Raw genomic sequence first — 16,245 nt, 5'->3', positions numbered from 1 at the left:
TAAATGAAATTTTCTTGAGATAATGATTGGCTGCAAAATAAATAGGTGCCCTCCCCTCCTAAAGTCACCCCGATGAAGAATGGGATTTCATTCGAATTTCGTAGGAGCTGAAGACTTTTCCGTATAAATAAGCAAAACTGAATTGTAAACCGGAAGCAATATAAAAAGGCAGGGCCAGTGAACCCAAACCAATAAGATAGCCGGTGAAATACGGCCCAATTGATATGGGCAGCCTTATTGAAAAGATATTGATGCTTGATGCGAAACCACGGCGCATGTCACGAGTCAAACTCACACTCAACGCTTGCTGTGCCCCTTGTGTACCTCTGTTTAAAGCCGTTCGTATAATATACAAGACCGAAACTAATGCATAGGACGATAGTAAGGGCATCAAAATCAAAAGCAGGCTTGCAATGAAACGAACCAGCACAATGGACCTTATTGTCCCGTGTTTGTTGGATAATCTTGCTTGTATGACCGAGGTAACACCTGTCGCGAAAAAAGTGACAGCCAATGTGCCTCCAATCTGTATACTGCTTACCCCGAATTTAGCCGAAAACCAATAAGACATCATCGGACCCGTAAGCCCAATCGCAATCCCGTTTAGGATGTTTATGGCTGCGAGCTTTAAGACCGCAGAATTTTCTTCGCGCAGGATTCTCTTTTCCTGATTTCCTGACTCCGCTTTTATATATCCTGGTTGTTTCTCAATTTTTCCTTCCTGAATGGTTAAAATAATTGATGCGGTCACAAAGGATAAAACGAAGATAAAGAAGAAGATAGGGCGATAGGAAGAATCACCTGAGAAGTTATGATTCCATACAGCTGTGATTCCCGCCAGCACTGCACCTGCCGCCATTCCGAAAAAGCTAAGAGCATTATTCAGACTATATACCTTTCCACGCTCTATTTTTGGGATAAAGGCCGCCAGCCAAGCCTGCTCCGCCGGGGCACAAGGACTCGGAGAACCAGCGTCCGCTTTCCCAAAACCTGAAAGGGTGATGGCAATAAATAACAAAATAGTATTTGTAGATAATATCCCTATCATCGCACATCCGGCTGTTAATAGTTCAGAAAAAAGGATAAAGGGTTTTCTCCCCAGGCGATCGCTATAAATACCTATGACTGGGCCTAGTCCTACACCTAGCAAACCTCCGGCAGCAAGCACACTTCCAATCGCCGCTGTGCTCCAACTCAGTGCAGCAAGGTATAGAGACAAATCAACAACTAGCATGCCTTGTCCAATACTTCGAATAGCATTGACCAGCATAAGTTTTTTAGCCGCCGGATGAATTTGTCCGGCTCCTTCTTCATCGTTCTTACCATACACAAACTTCAACTTTATCACTTCTTTTCTATTTTTCTTCCATCATTTTAAATAATTACGGGGAAATATCGGTAAACTATTGGTTATTTACTCTACTAAAAGAGTTCCAAATTCTCCTGTCATTTATTCACATCCATTACGGTTTACCTATAAAGGAAACAACACAATGGGTGCATTATGTCTTTAGAAAACAGAAACCCAAATAGTGGATACAGCATAAGTTGTTTAAAATGGTGATGTTCGAAGCAGAATAATCCGAAAGGATCTGGCTGAACGATGAAAAACGAGGATAGTTTATTAGAGAGGGAAGGAAGCGACATGGTTAAGCATCCAAACAAATGGAAGGAATTCATACAAAATATTAAACAAAATATCTATATTCTGTATCTTGCATACCGTCATCCGAAAACACCATGGTATGCTAAAGCATTTTCATTAGTGATTGTTGCCTATGCGTTAAGCCCCCTAGACCTTATTCCAGATTTCATTCCCGTATTAGGTTATTTGGATGAAGTTATTCTGCTTCCCTTGGGGATATTAGGAGTATTCACTCTGATACCGAACCTAGTATTGCAAGAATGCAGGGAGATGGCCTCCCGAACGCCTAAAATGCTGCGGAAAAATTGGGCAGCAGCGATTGTTATTCTCCTCGTTTGGATTAGTCTCGCGGCCACGGTTCTTTTCAAATGGGTCATATAAAAAAGGTGCAAAGGTTATGTATGCAGTCCCTTAGCACCAAATTTCGCAATCACATATTTTTATTAGAGTTTTATGTTTTTTTTGCTGCGGGGCTTTCTAGCTGAAATCTCCGATAGATGATAGGTGATGACTGGATATTGGGGGTACGATTAGCGTCTTGTACAGCTTTTTCAATCAGATCATGTTTTGGCGCCCATTGGCAGACTGGATCCGTCGCATAAGCGTCCCCAGTTAAGGCAAAAGCCTGGCAACGGCACCCACCACCGTCTTGGTGTCTTAGTTCACACGAAAGGCAGGGTTCCGGCATCCATTCTTCACCGCGGAAATGGTTAAAAGACTCTGATTCATACCAAATATGACTTAGTGACGAATCAAGAACATTTTCAAAGGAAAAACCCTCAATCATCCCGGCTGTCGGGCAAGGAAGGACTGCCCCATTTGGTGCTACCGTTAAGCCAATCGTCCCCCATCCCCCCATACAAGGCTTAGGTGCCTGAGCATAATAATCAGGAATAACCCAAATGATTTCGATTTTTTTTCCAATGCGCGCTTTTGCAGCGTCATAGATTTCACGGGCATGCTCAATCTGAACACGGCTTGGCAACAGCTGCTCCCGATTGAGCAATGCCCAGTTATAATACTGTGCATTCGCCAGTTCCAGACGTTCAGCGCCCACCTCCTCGGCGAGTTTAATAATCTCATCCAAATGATCAATATTCATTCGGTGCAATACGACATTTAATGATAAATACAATCCAGCGTTTTTTACCGCAATGCACGCTTCCCTTTTCTTGTCAAAAGCCTTAAAACCGCCGATGATGTCCGAAAGCTTTGCATTGCCTGCCTGAAAGCTCACCTGCACATTTTCCAGTCCGGCATCACAGAGCCGGGCAGCCTTTTCAGTTGTTAATCCAATCCCGCTGGTTATGAGATTGGTATACATCTCTAATTTATTTGCATGGTGGATAAAAACTTCCAAATCGTCTCGCAAAAGTGGTTCTCCACCGGAAAAATGAACTTCTACAACTCCCAGATCAGCCGCCTCAGACAAAACACGGCACCACTCTTCGGTCGATATTTCCATTGCCTTTGCAATCATTTCTAAAGGGTTCGAACAATATGGACAATGCAAAGGACAGCGATGAGTTAACTCCGCGACCAAGGAATATGGGGGGGAGCACCCTTATTATTCTTCGTTATCGACTGAACCATGTTTTTGGATCACCACCCAACCCTGATCCTCCATTTCCCGGAGAAACTCAGAAATATCTGCTTTCATCGTTTGCAAATCCGGCAGAGCACTTGGATCTGCAGTTTCTGTTTCTGCCTGTAGGGAAGCCCTTATTTTTTCAGTGATAGTGTTCACCGTCTGTCTCCCGTCACATAAAGTAAGTATAGATGCAGCCGTTTCGTTCAAGACCACGACCTTTTCCGGTAACAAAAGAAGATTCTTTTCCCTTACTTTATCAAATTTTAATCGCGCCTTTGCTGCGAGTCTTGGAATACTGTCAGCTAAAATTGACTCCACCACCTTTCATTTAATTTTTGGGTGAGTGATAAAACTATCGTTCACTCTTACAGAGGATAGGCGTTTTCGATGGCATCAAGCTGGGCCCACAACACATCACACTTGAAATGCAGTGCGGCAACAGCCAGCCTTTGATCTTTCGGAGTTTGGCAATAGGTAGTCACAAGTTTAAGGGCTGAATCAGCATCACGCGGCGCCTGTGAAAGGCGATTTTGAAAATATTCCAGACCTGCACGGTCAATCCATGGATAAAGCCGCTCAAGGATTTTTATTCTCTTTGACATTAAATCAGGAGAAAACAATTCGGTTAGGGAGGAAGCGACGGCTTCAATCCACGGTTTTGTCCGCGCGAAGTTTACATAAGCATCAACGGCAAATCGAACACCCGGAACGACTCTGACTTCCTGCGTTACTTCTTCCCGGGATAACCCCACAGCTTCACCAAGCCGAAGCCATGCTTCAATTCCACCTTCTTCCCCTTGCGTTCCGTCATGGTCAATGATCCGCCCAATCCATTCACGGCGCATATCCCTTGACGGCAGCCTAGAAAGAATAGCTGCATCTTTAATCGGTACTGATATTTGATAATAGTACCGGTTAGCCACCCAACCGCGGATCTGTTCTCTGGTTAATTCTCCTTCATGCATCGCTACATGAAATGGATGTTTGTCATGATAGGAGGAACTCCCAACAGCTTTTAATTGCTCTGTGAATTCATCCCTCGTCCATAGTTCTTCCTTTGTTTCATTTAACCCCTTTTCTAGGCTAAGGAAATTACCTTGATCCAAAATGTTCACACCTCCACTCCCATACCGTCATAGGCAATCTCAAAACCAAGCCGTTCCAATGTACGCCTTTCCATTGAGTCCTTATTTAGAATAGGGTTGCTGTTGTTAATGTGAATCAGAATTTTCCGCTTCGCTGAGTATTTGGCTAGCTTTTCAGCAATGCCCGATGGTCCGCTAATCGGTAAATGTCCCATATTTCTTGCATCGCGCTTGGTTGCACCCATCTCAACCAATTCGGTTTCTGACCAAAAGGTTCCGTCAACCATCAAGATATCCGCCTTCTGAAAGCATGCTTCGATAGCTGGGGTGATCCTTTCTAAGGTAGGAAAGTATGCAAGGCTTCTGCCGGTACTCTCATTATGAAGAACCAGCCCGACCTCCCAACAATCTCCGGTGTCATTCTCCTCCATATTTGACCGGGTATAAAGCGGTGGTTTTTTAGAAACGGGGACCGTCTCGATGACGATGGTTTTCTCTTTTCCAATACCAGTAGGTCCTATCCGCTTGCGATGATCAGGGTGAAGAGACTGCCATTCCCATGAACAATAGTTTTCCAGTAGGGGTAACACTGGAAAACACGACTGCAAACTCTTTCGTACAGTTTCGGTTCCATAGATGGTTAAACAAGAACCCTCCCGTAATGACAATAACCCAATCGTATGGTCGAACTCGGCATCGGTTAAAATAACACCAGCCAGCGGAGTCTCTCTTATACCCGGACCCGGATGGAGGGCAGGAAACGATTCAATCTGCCTGTGAACATCCGGTCCCGCATTTATCAGATACCAATCCTTTTCATTCGCACTTACAGCAAGCGATGATTGTAATAACGGCTGGTGCGAATCGCTTCCTTCGCGGACACTATGGCAATTTGGACATGCACAGTTCCACTGCGGAAAGCCGCCACCAGCCGCTGCTCCTAAGACTTTAATTCGAATTTGGCTTCAGTCCTTTCACTAGAGACTTGAATGCCTGCTTTGCCAATATCCCTACGTTTACCTAATGCCCTTCCAACTTGCCACCCAATCGCCATATTCACTACTGCCATGAGGGGATACAGGAGATAGTCACCCAATGGTTCTGGGAGCAGGAGATCAACGATCAGCCATCCTCCTGCCATTGCACACCCAATAATCACGCCAATTATTGATTTTTGGTAACGATTTATTTTCATTTCCCCTACCTCCGTTGATTTATTAAACTATTAAAAGCATGCGTAAGAGGCATGAGGGCTGTGCTGCTAGCCAACATAGGCATACATTGTCACCTCAGGAGATGTATTGATCACTTCATACTCAGGTTTCACCCACATGTTTAGATACCCCCTTTCATGACTCTCACAATGAAAATTCTCCCTGCGCGGGAGTGTCTTATTTTCCCTTTCAAAATAATCATATGTAGATAAATATCTCAAAATAACCAGAATTTTGACCTATAGATGTCCTAATGTGGTATTGGAATTTACAATATATTGCAAAAAGGGACAAGAACAAAAAAGAAACAACCTCAGTCCGGATGATGATGGAACTCAGGTTGTTTACATCGTTACTATTCAATTGAATGGGGTCATTTATTACTTCAAAAGATCTATCCCGTACCCGTATGATTTAAGAATGATACGGGATGCCTTATCGTTTTTCAACCTCTACCTCAGTACTGACTGCTCCTTAAATGAAAATTAACTGTCCATTGTCCCTTTTGATTCATTATTCCATGTGTGTGAAAAGATAATTCAGAATTATCTGATCTGTAATGTTGTAACTGTGCAATGATTGTTCCTCTATACTCATTATTACTTATTTTCTGAAACGATTCTGATTCCTCACGAACTAACGTATTCCCAATCCAAATATACGGGTTTGTAATCAAACTTTTTGTATTCGAACTAACTGGTATAGTTGAATTTAAGGTTATCGTATAATGCAGCTGAATGTCTTGGCCATGGTTTATGATCGTATAGTCATTGATGGTTAACCTGATTCCGTTATCCTCGGATGAACCTAAGCCATTACTTGATTGAGCATTGGTCAAAGTTGGGCAGGCAATTCCAAAGAGTAAGGAAATACATAGCGCGGCCCCAATGAATCGCACGGTATAATTCGGTAATTTCCTCATTTTACCACCATCCTTATTTTTCGTGTATTGCTGATGTTTCCCCAATTTATAATGATCTTTTAAGAAACAATCTGAGTCCGAATAAAGGAATCAGACTCGGATTGCCTCTAGTGTATAAATCATTTCTTTTTGGAAAGCCAATCCGCTAGTGCTTCTGCCTCTGCACCTTTAGCTAGGCCAGCCGGCATGCGGTCGCCACCGTTTAGTATTTGATTCAAAATGTCTTCTTTAGACATCGTTTTACCTATGTGTTGAAGATTTGGTGCTGTTGCGCCTTGAAGATTATCCCCGTGACAGGAAATACAACTTCTTTTGTAAACCTTTTCCGGATCGATAACCACGTCTGCTTCCCCTTGTAATTTTGCATTTTTATTTATAGCTTCTGGTTTTAATTTACCTCCGAGTCCATAAACAACAACCTTCGTACCACCAGTAATGACTGCAACATATTCATGGCCATCAACAGTATATATGGAAGGTGCCATTTTGATTTGTTTTCCTCCACTTTGCATCTTCCATAATACTTTACCGCTTTTAATATCAAGAGCATTTACGTTTCCATCCAATTCCCCGTAGAAAGCAAGACCGGCAGCAGTGCTTGTGAATCCACCATACATCGGATCGTCAGTATTCTTTTGATATACTTTTTTCCCTGTATTCATATCAATGGCTGTGATGGTACCAGAAACATCCACATCCTTTGGCAAAGGAAGGATCTTTGTTCCGGGGAAAGTATTATTATCTTTTGCAATCTCTTCTGCATCTTTGGCTGCTACCATTAAATTAGGACTATTAATACCTGGAATAAGCACATAGTTGGTTTCAGGGTCATAAGTCTCTGGAGCATAACTTTCTCCACCAGGCGTTCCTGGCCATTGAAGTACAGCTTTACTCTCATCGCTTGGTACGTCGGTATGTTGAATTTTTACAAAAGGTACCCCATCATATATCGTTTTCCCCGTTTTTGCATCCCACGCATACCACTTTCCATTCTTACCGCCTTCAACCACAACCTTTTGCTTTTTCCCACCGACCTTTGCATTGAGAATCATCGGTGTTGCGGCAGCGTCATAATCCCATATATCATGGTCTACTTGAGTGGATGACCACTTAAATTTCCCTGTTTTACTATCTAGAGCAGTAATAGAGTCGGTATATGGATTTTTCCCTTTTCTATCTGCATCATAAAAGTCCGGTGCTGGATTCCCTACTGCAAAATACATCATATCAGTATCTGGATCAAACGACATCGGCGTCCATACGGAACCTCCGCCCGTATATTTACCTTTCGCCCAGCTCGTTCCTCTTTCAGGAACGGTCCAAAACGGCTCTTTCCATAGCGGTTCCAGAGTATCTGCTTTAAACGCCCAAACAAAACCTCTTGTACCATTATCACCGCCGCTGCTTCCAACGTAAACGTTGCCATCATAATACATCGGAGCTGATGATTCATAATATCTGTTTTCTAACGTGATAGTAGGTTCATGATCCCAAAAGTTAACCATTTTTAACAGTTTTCCGTTCTTCGCATCCAGTTTGGCCAGCCGATTATCGATCATCAAAACAAATACATTTCCATTGGCCACTGCGACCCCTCTACTGGCCACATTGGATTGCCATGGCAAACCATTTATATGATCAAGTACCTCCTTGGGCGGAGTCCATGCCCAAAGCTTCTTTCCACTTGCGGCATCGATGGCAAACACATGGTTTTTCGAACTAGTCACATACATGACCCCATCGTGAACGACAGGGAAATCTTCTTGTAAATTTGGAACATCCTTATTCCAATCTAATATATCCTGCTGCCATGCAATCCCCATTTTTTTTACATTATCTTTTGTAATCTCTTTATAGGGCACATGTCGGGTATGTTGAAGGTCATACCCCCAATTTGGGAATCCTTTCTCATCTTCCTGATTCGCCTGGTTGGATTCCTTGGTTTCCCCTTTGTTTTTTGCATTATTCTTGTTATTATTTGATTGACAGCCAACTATAACCATACTCGCTAGCAAAACTAAACCTAATGACTTTAAAAATTGCTTCATGGAAGTACCCTCCTGACATTATGAAATAATACATCGCATTTTTGATGATGAATTTTCCACTTTCAGTCTTTTTACCTCCTTAAGACATTCTAATTTTTATAAGAACATTGGTATAATTAGCTAAGGCACCATAGATTATGCAAATTATGAATAATTCTTCCTTCCCTCTGTTTATAATGCGAATGATTAGTTTTCAATGAATTTCACTTTACCTTATAGGCGATGACCACTCCCTTAATGAACAAATAGTTTTTTATCAAAAGTTTAATTGTACTGTTGTACGATCAATTACTCATTTAAACATAAAAAAGACCCCCAGCCATAATGACTGAGAGTCTTTGTAACGCACATATTATCGTTTTGAGGAAAATGGAGAACTAATTCACATACCGAAATGACTATAAATTATCGTTGGCGGGGCCGCCTGGGAATCGAACCCAGCAGACCTGGCACGCAGGTCTCGGTAGTTTTGAAGACTATGGAGGACACCAGTACCCCATTCAGCCCCATTGGATGTAGTATTGTCAATTTGTTAGGACAATGGATTCAAAGTCTTCTTCTTTTATCTATCATTTGTAATCATATTACAATGGAATATAGTATTAATCAATAGAATCGGTAGTTTTGTCATTTTTTCGACAAGTTTTTCATTTTTCTCTTTGTTCTTTTTAAGCATGTAATACCATGACAACTCCAAAAACTTGACGATTGCTTGTCATTTTTCCTAGAAACAGTCTATAATAAGGAATAATATTGTTTTTTGTAGGTGAAAAAGAATGCTTAAAGGTTGGTTTTTGTGGTTTATCCTTTTTTGGGTTGTTTTTTTAGTAAGTGCCTTTGGTATCGGCGGATTTTTTATGTTCCGGAAATTTCTGAAAAAGATGCCGAAAGAAGATGGCAAGTCAGTCATGGATTGGGAAGAGCACTATGTAAATGAATCGCGTCATTTATGGAATGATGAGGAAAAAGCTCTTCTAGAGGATTTAGTAAGCCCTGTTCCTGAGCTATTCCGTGATGTTGCCCGGCATAAAATTGCAGGAAAAATTGGTGAGCTTGCCATTCGCGAGAATTCCCCTAAAATCACGCAAGAATTGGTGATTCGTGGGTATATTCAAGCGACTCCTAAACGAGATCACAAATTTTTACGAAAAAAACTATTTCAAAATCATATTGATGTTGCTCCCTATGAGCATTTATTCTAGACCGTTCATCGTGAACGGTTTTTCTTTTTTAGAAAAATAAAAACACTGTCTCCTAAGAGAAACAGTGTCTATATACTTACATCATTTTAAATCCATGTAATTCTTTATAAAGCTTCATATATGAACGGTACATTGCCACACGCCATGGCACAATCATACTAAAGGCTAGCAGGAAGAACATTCCGCTCAGTTGTCCGACATCAATCGAACTGCTTAGGATTGTTTTTAAAACAAGGCGAACGACTAGCAAGCCGACCAAAATAAAAATGAATGCCTTTGAACGCTTTAAATAAATATCGTTCTCACGTATTTCAAATTGTGAGGTTTTGACAAGTAAGATTGAAAATAACATGCCAACAATGATGGCTTCTAAAATTTCCATTGGGGTTAGTCTGAATTCAGGTATAAAATACATGAGTGCCCCGCTGGACATAAAAATGGGCGGCATAATAATCTTTTTCACATTTGTTGGTTTCTTTGCCGCTTTCATCCGAACAAAAAGAACAAAGAAACCCATAAAAACTGCTCCGATTGAAGAAATAACAACGTAATTCATTGGATCCATTCTTCCCTTATTAAATTATTTACTACCCCATTATATCTCAAATGAAGAATTTTGCTATCAATTTTTCACTTTATTATGTTCCTAACATTGAAATCATAGGCACTCATTACAAAAGATGGAAATAGTAAAATTCTCTTAAAGACTATTATATTTACATATAGTTGTTTTTTTATGACCACGAAATTAAAAAAAGTAAGGAAATTAAAATCCAGTAAAGTTACCAAACAGGCCGGAAAAGATTGTAATGATTTTTGTCATCCAGTCAAAGAAAAGGACAAATCCCATGACGATCATAAGGTAACCGCCAATTTTCATAATCTTTACACTGTGTTTTTTAATCCAATTCATTCTGCCAACAAAGAACGATAAAATGAAGAATGGAATCGCAAATCCTAGAGAATAGGCAATCATGTATAAAACGCCGGAGCTAGGATTTTGTCCAGCAAGCGTGATGACAAATCCAAGAATAGGGCCCGTACATGGTGTCCACCCTGCAGCAAACGCCATTCCAATTAGGATTGAGCCAATATAACCCGAAGGACGGTTTTTAAATTCAAATTTACGGTCCTTCATTAAAAACTCCGGCTTAAAGATTCCGACAATCATCAAACCAAATAAAATAATAAAAATTGCTCCAAGTTGACGAATTAAATCTTTATACTCGCGAAAGAAGCTTCCAATCAATGTTGTTCCAAAACCAATCGCTACAAAAATGATGGAGAAGCCAATTAAGAAAAATAAGGTATGTAACAGACTTCGTTTTTGCAGCATGGCATTTTCACTCTTTAATTCCCCGACAGACATTCCCGTGATGTATGATAAAAATGCAGGATAAAGAGGTAAACAACAAGGTGAGATAAAGCTTAAAAACCCTGCACCAAGTGCCATGAATATATTTACATCAGACATATTAATTAACACTCCCACTATAGTCGATACCTCTCCATTCTAACAAAACTTTTGACTAAAAGATAATGATGAACATGAATATTTTGTGTCACCTGTGACACGGATTCAAATTTATACATTATTTCCAATTCCCATCCCTGTTATTTTTGGATATTCTTTTACAAATGTCTTTGAAATAATTTACAGCATAGGTTATACTAGTAAAACAGTGCCTTTTTGCTAGTCTTTTTATACTAATATTCCCAAATTTAGGAGTTACTCCGGAAAGGATTAGTTGCCGTGATCAAACAGGAATTAGTTGCATTAATCGAAAAAAAGCGAGCTGAATTAATTCAAGTCGCCATCACCAACGGCTTTACTTCCTCCGTTGCAATTCGCTATAGCCAGGAACTTGATAATCTTTTAAATGAATATAATAGAATCTATATAAAAAAAGTTTCATCATCAGCCTGTTAACATGTAAAGCGAACAAGAGAAAAGTAAAGCCCGCCCATAAGGCAGGCTTTTTTTGATTAATTTACCGCATCCTCTACCCGTTCAATCGCTCCATTTTGCAAGAGGAACATCTTGTGATACAAACCTTCTTGTGCAAGCAATTCTTGATGGGTTCCTCTCTCCACAATCTCCCCTTGATGAAGAACAAGGATAAGATCTGCATCCTGAATCGTTGATAGCCGGTGGGCAATTGCTATTGTAGTACGGTCCTTACGCATTTTCGCCAATGCCGTTTGAATCGCCTCTTCCGTCTCGGTATCAATGTTTGCTGTCGCTTCATCTAGAACCAAAATTTGGGGATTGGCTGCAATTGTTCTCGCAAAGGCAATCAATTGTCGTTGACCGCTAGATAAAGTGGTTCCCCTCTCGACTACTTTATGGTCATATCCACCCTCCAGCCGTTCGATAAATAAATGGGCTTGAACAAACTTTGCTGCTTCTTCTATCTGCGTTTCGCTCATGTCTGAATGATGAAGCCGAATATTATCTTTTACTGTCCCGTAAAACAAAAACGGATCTTGTAGCACAAGCCCCATTTTCTTCCTTAGTTCTTGCATTGGATAGTTGCGAATGGATTCACCATCAATCAAAATTTCTCCACGTTCGTATTCGTAAAACCGCATCATCAGATTTATGATAGAACTTTTCCCACTTCCCGTGTGGCCGACAAGGGCAATTGTCTCACCCGGATTAGCGGTGAAGGAAATATTTTTTAGTACTTTCCGCTTTCCATCGTAGGAAAAACAAAGATTTCTGAATTCAATTTTTCCATTTTCAATGGTACTTGTTTTCTCTTCTTTTTGTGCAGGGGCCAATTCCTCTTCATCAAGTAATTTAAATACCCTGGAGCCGGCAACAATCGCCTGCTGGTATAGGGACAACCGCATCATCATTTGGTTTACCGGTTCAAAGAAACGATCTAAATAATTGATAAACGCATAGATGACCCCAATTTCGATACTGTTCCCGAAGGAGGTAATCCCAAAATAGCTGAGGACAATGATCAGCGCAACCGTATAGATCAAATCAATTGCCGGTCTTAATAATAGACCATCGATTTTAATATTTTTCATTCCCGCCTTGTAATGCTGTTCATTAATATTGCCAAACTCCTTACGCAGTCGCTTTTCCTGGCGAAATACTTGGATAATCGACATCCCTGACAAAGATTCACTTAACTTTGCATTCAGCTGGCTAAGTCTCTCACGCATTTCAAGATAGAACCTCGAGCTTAATTTCCGATATAAATTCATAACAAATAATAGCATTGGGATAATAATGACACAGAACAGTGCTAGTTTCACATTCAAAATAAACATTGCAATAAAAATTCCCGTCAACAAAAACCCACTTTGGATGAAGGTAGCGATAACAGTGACAAACATATCCTTTATCGCTTCCGTGTCATTCGTTACCCGCGATACAATACTGCCCGCAGGTGTCTTATCGAAATACTTCAAACCTAGTGATTGAACCTTCGAAAAAGCATCAATTCGCAGCCGTTGGATGATATATAAGGCAATCTCTTGAAATTTCACAAACTGGTAAAACATCAGGATTGCTTTTACCACCTGAATTCCCATATATACCGATCCTAGAATCAATAATGGTCGATACTCAAGCTTTCCCGGTATTAAGTAATCATCAATAAAGATTTTCACTAAAAACGGCAGGACAATATCGCCAACTGTCGTTAAAATCAATAGGACAAAGGCAAAGCTAATTATTTTTTTATGCGGTTTGGTATAGGAAAGAAGGCGGAATAAAACCTTTCTTTGTTCATGTTCCGACAGCTGTAATTTTTCTTCCATCCTAATGTCCCCCATGCTCAACCAGCTCTTCTAGCTGTTGATGTAGATACATTTCCTTATACCATCCATCTACATTCATTAGTTCCTGGTGTGTACCTCTTTCCACAACTTTCCCATCTTCTAGGACTATAATGAGATTAGCATGTTGAACGGCGCTTAATCGATGCGAAGTAATAATCGTTGTTTTTCCTGCTCGATTCGCCATTAAGAACGAAAGGATGGCTTCCTCTGTTTTGGCATCAACAGCCGATAATGAATCGTCTAGCAGCAATACTTCCGGGTTCATTAATAGGGCGCGAGCAATGGAGATTCGTTGTTTTTGCCCACCTGATAAAGACACCCCGCGTTCGCCAACAACGGTTTGGTATCCCGCGGTAAATTGGAGGATATCATCATGAATATGGGCCAGTTTCCCCGCCTCTTCAATTTTTTTTATTGAGGCGGATGGATCTGTTAAGGCTATATTTTCCGCCACAGTAGCTGAAAATAAGAAATGATCCTGCGGAACATAGCCAATTGCTTCGCGTAATTTTTCCAGCTTATAGTCTTGCAACTTTTTTTCACCAAATAAAATATCACCGTTATAGCCTTCAAACTCGCGAATCAGCAGCTTCAACAACGTTGTTTTTCCTGAGCCTGTTTTACCGACGATGCCAAGCGTTTTACCTTTGTTAAGGGTGTACGCGACCTCTCTTAGCGTAGGCCTTTCTTCACCCGGGTAGGTAAAGTCATCAATCCTATATTGGATATCTCCATTCGGCACGACGCCTAATGCATTCTCATGATCGATTATTTCTATTTTTTTATTTAAAAGTGCAGCTACACGGTCATAAGAAGCACGGCCGCGTTCAACGATGTTAAACAGCCAGCCAAACGCCAGCATCGGCCAAATTAATAGCCCTAAATAAGTCGTAAAAGAAATTAATTCCCCAATCGTTAGCTCGTCATTTAGGACGTATTTTGCACCAAACGCAATCGATAAGAAAAAGGAAATACCAGTGATAATCGAAATGGTAGGATCATAGAGGGAATCTATTTTCGCCACGACCAAATTCTTTTGAACAACATCTGCCGACTGCTTACGAAAATCTTCAATATCTTCCTTCTCCTGCCCAAACGTTTTGATCACTTTTATCCCGGTAATACTTTCCTGGGTTTTATCATTAAGTGATGAGAACGCTTCTTGTGCCTTATAAAAGCTTTTGTGAAGCATGGTCCCAAACCAATTTGTCAATAATGCCATAAACGGCATCGGAATTAAACATATAAGGGTTAACTTCCAGCTGATGGTAAATGCCATCGCGAGGATCACAAATCCACCTGTCGAAAGGGAGTCAACAAGAGTTAACACGCCCGCTCCCGCTGTTTGTTGAATAGCGGAAAGGTCATTTGTTGCATGCGCCATCAAGTCGCCAACCCGACTTTTTTGATAAAAGGATGGTGACATCATTGTAAAATGCTGATATAAACGATTTCTTAAAATCCTACTAAGTTTAACGGAGGAACCAAAAATCATGATTCGCCAATAATATCTAAGGCCATACATGGTAAACCCAACAATTATTAATACAAGCATCCATTCGATTAATATCGCTTTTGTAATCGTTCCCTCGTTTATATGGTCGGCAATAATGCCAATTATCTTTGGCGGAACCAGTTGTAGAAATGCGACTAGTAATAAAATACAGACACCAGATATGTACGCTTTTTTCTCCTGTTTAAAAAACCAGCCCAATTCTAAAAATACTTTCATAAATACCCCCTTAACAGCTAAGTCCAAATAGAGTTAGCTTATCGAAAATATATTTTATCAAATATTTATAAAATAATAAAGATTTGGAAATTTAATTAGAACAGGATTCGCTTATTAGAGAGGTGATCCGCTGAGTGAGGAGGATTGCATGAAAAAAGCACCCATTATAAATGAGTGCTTGTCCGTTTTATTTAGATTGCTGCTTGTTCATGGCTTGCATCATTTGATTGATCTTCTTCTGCGAAGGTTTCATGCCCATTTGCATCATCATCATTTTTAACATTTGTTCATTGATTGGCGGATTTTTCTTTAAGTAGCTCATCATATATTTACGAGCAATGAAAAATCCTAGCGCTACACCAGCTGCTAATGCTAGTATACCAACTAGAATGTAATAACCCATTCAACTTCCTCCTTCATGTTGTCTACCATACAGTTTACTAAATAAAACGGGATAAGACAATATCTCATTGCAATTAGATAAATTTTCTTTCTTTAATTGGTTTTAACCAGCCGTAGCGCTCATGTTCCAGATCGATAGCTAAAAAGGATGATTCGCATTTTCGCAGCACTTCAAAAAAGGCTGTTTCGGCTTCATAGCTACCCACTGCCTCAACTAAAATTAAATCCTGAAACACTTCTACCCTTGCCGTACTTAGTTTTCCGCTTAGGTAAATCGTATATGCACCATGGTCCGCACTAAATCCCTTTATTTTCCCCAGTTGTTTTTGAAACAGTTGATGGATTTTAAGGACTTCTACTCTTTTCGTTATATATGAAATTTGTTTTTGTGTTATAAATTTAAGCTCGCCGACAGCTGTTTGATGTTCCTGAAAAAGCTGAAAAAATAAACGCTCTCTTCCGAAGTAATGGGCGGCAAATTCATCTTCTATTAAATATAGCTGATATTTTCTCACCACTGTTCTCTCCTTCGTTGAAACCCCTTTTACCTATTATAAAAAAAGACAAGCAAAACTTTTGTCTTACGGCGGCAAAAACTTTCAC

16 protein-coding genes, 1 tRNA gene and 1 pseudogene are annotated in these 16,245 nt (G+C 40.3%); 3 read left to right on the top strand and 15 right to left on the bottom strand.

The genetic code is table 11. The features are described from left to right. Positions 1-64 precede the first annotated feature (64 nt). Positions 65-1,330, bottom strand: a complete 1,266-nt coding sequence (locus RCG19_RS18745) for an MFS transporter (protein WP_308111029.1) — start codon at positions 1,328-1,330, stop codon at positions 65-67. 273 nt (positions 1,331-1,603) lie between these two features. On the opposite strand from RCG19_RS18745, the gene RCG19_RS18740 reads away from it, so the two are divergent. Further along, complete coding sequence (locus RCG19_RS18740; RefSeq protein WP_308108335.1) at positions 1,604-2,026, top strand: YkvA family protein; 423 nt, start codon at positions 1,604-1,606, stop codon at positions 2,024-2,026. Between the two features lie 70 nt (positions 2,027-2,096). Here RCG19_RS18740 and pqqE read toward each other — a convergent pair. The 8 genes and pseudogenes from pqqE to RCG19_RS18700 form a co-directional block, all read right to left on the bottom strand. Then, positions 2,097-3,191 (bottom strand): annotated as a pseudogene (gene pqqE, locus RCG19_RS18735) (pyrroloquinoline quinone biosynthesis protein PqqE); the annotation flags it as partial. Between the two features lie 21 nt (positions 3,192-3,212). Next, positions 3,213-3,554: a pyrroloquinoline quinone biosynthesis peptide chaperone PqqD gene (gene pqqD, locus RCG19_RS18730; RefSeq protein WP_308108334.1), complete on the bottom strand. Its 342-nt coding sequence runs from the start codon at positions 3,552-3,554 to the stop codon at positions 3,213-3,215. A gap of 47 nt (positions 3,555-3,601) precedes the next feature. After that, positions 3,602-4,342 (bottom strand): pyrroloquinoline-quinone synthase PqqC, encoded by a 741-nt coding sequence (gene pqqC, locus RCG19_RS18725; protein WP_308108333.1) that lies wholly within the window; start codon positions 4,340-4,342, stop codon positions 3,602-3,604. A gap of 5 nt (positions 4,343-4,347) precedes the next feature. Further along, positions 4,348-5,274, bottom strand: a complete 927-nt coding sequence (gene pqqB, locus RCG19_RS18720; protein ID WP_308111028.1) for a pyrroloquinoline quinone biosynthesis protein PqqB — start codon at positions 5,272-5,274, stop codon at positions 4,348-4,350. Next, positions 5,262-5,516, bottom strand: a complete 255-nt coding sequence (locus tag RCG19_RS18715; protein WP_308108331.1) for a hypothetical protein — start codon at positions 5,514-5,516, stop codon at positions 5,262-5,264. Before RCG19_RS18715 ends, pqqB begins: the two co-directional genes overlap by 13 nt. 476 nt (positions 5,517-5,992) lie before the next feature. Continuing rightward, positions 5,993-6,457 (bottom strand): hypothetical protein, encoded by a 465-nt coding sequence (locus RCG19_RS18710; RefSeq protein ID WP_308108329.1) that lies wholly within the window; start codon positions 6,455-6,457, stop codon positions 5,993-5,995. Positions 6,458-6,576: 119 nt separating this feature from the next. Then, positions 6,577-8,505 (bottom strand): outer membrane protein assembly factor BamB family protein, encoded by a 1,929-nt coding sequence (locus RCG19_RS18705; RefSeq protein WP_308108328.1) that lies wholly within the window; start codon positions 8,503-8,505, stop codon positions 6,577-6,579. A 412-nt stretch (positions 8,506-8,917) separates the two neighbouring features. Continuing rightward, positions 8,918-9,013, bottom strand: a tRNA-Sec gene (locus RCG19_RS18700). Positions 9,014-9,281: 268 nt separating this feature from the next. Between RCG19_RS18700 and RCG19_RS18695 the strand changes: the two genes are divergently transcribed. Continuing rightward, entirely contained in the window at positions 9,282-9,707 is a 426-nt protein-coding gene (locus tag RCG19_RS18695) for a DUF2621 domain-containing protein (RefSeq protein WP_166241965.1), read from the top strand. A 76-nt stretch (positions 9,708-9,783) separates the two neighbouring features. Here the strand turns inward: RCG19_RS18695 and RCG19_RS18690 are convergent, their stop codons facing one another. Next, positions 9,784-10,263 (bottom strand): CcdC family protein, encoded by a 480-nt coding sequence (locus RCG19_RS18690; RefSeq protein ID WP_308108326.1) that lies wholly within the window; start codon positions 10,261-10,263, stop codon positions 9,784-9,786. A gap of 210 nt (positions 10,264-10,473) precedes the next feature. Beyond that, the gene (locus tag RCG19_RS18685; protein WP_166241959.1) at positions 10,474-11,181 is read right to left on the bottom strand and encodes a cytochrome c biogenesis CcdA family protein; all 708 of its coding nucleotides are present in this window, start codon (positions 11,179-11,181) and stop codon (positions 10,474-10,476) included. A 279-nt stretch (positions 11,182-11,460) separates the two neighbouring features. On the opposite strand from RCG19_RS18685, the gene RCG19_RS18680 reads away from it, so the two are divergent. Beyond that, positions 11,461-11,637 carry an aspartyl-phosphate phosphatase Spo0E family protein gene (locus tag RCG19_RS18680; protein ID WP_166241957.1) on the top strand — a complete coding sequence of 59 codons (177 nt, stop codon included), beginning with the start codon at positions 11,461-11,463 and terminating at the stop codon, positions 11,635-11,637. A gap of 56 nt (positions 11,638-11,693) precedes the next feature. Here RCG19_RS18680 and RCG19_RS18675 read toward each other — a convergent pair whose 3' ends face one another. The 4 genes from RCG19_RS18675 to sirA form a co-directional block, all read right to left on the bottom strand. Further along, on the bottom strand, positions 11,694-13,487 hold the full coding sequence (locus RCG19_RS18675; RefSeq protein ID WP_308108325.1) for an ABC transporter ATP-binding protein: 1,794 nt from the start codon (positions 13,485-13,487) through the stop codon (positions 11,694-11,696). Between the two features lies 1 nt (position 13,488). Continuing rightward, positions 13,489-15,240, bottom strand: coding sequence for an ABC transporter transmembrane domain-containing protein (locus RCG19_RS18670; RefSeq protein ID WP_308108324.1), 1,752 nt, complete (start codon positions 15,238-15,240; stop codon positions 13,489-13,491). Between the two features lie 187 nt (positions 15,241-15,427). After that, complete coding sequence (locus RCG19_RS18665; RefSeq protein WP_007083891.1) at positions 15,428-15,643, bottom strand: YneF family protein; 216 nt, start codon at positions 15,641-15,643, stop codon at positions 15,428-15,430. Between the two features lie 73 nt (positions 15,644-15,716). Next, complete coding sequence (gene sirA / locus RCG19_RS18660; protein ID WP_166241948.1) at positions 15,717-16,157, bottom strand: sporulation inhibitor of replication protein SirA; 441 nt, start codon at positions 16,155-16,157, stop codon at positions 15,717-15,719. Between the last annotated feature and the right edge of the window lie 88 nt (positions 16,158-16,245).

Source organism: Neobacillus sp. OS1-2 (assembly GCF_030915505.1).
GTDB lineage: Bacteria > Bacillota > Bacilli > Bacillales > Cytobacillaceae > Neobacillus.
Note: the sequence above shows the minus strand (reverse complement) of the source record. Positions and strands in the feature narration are given on the sequence as shown.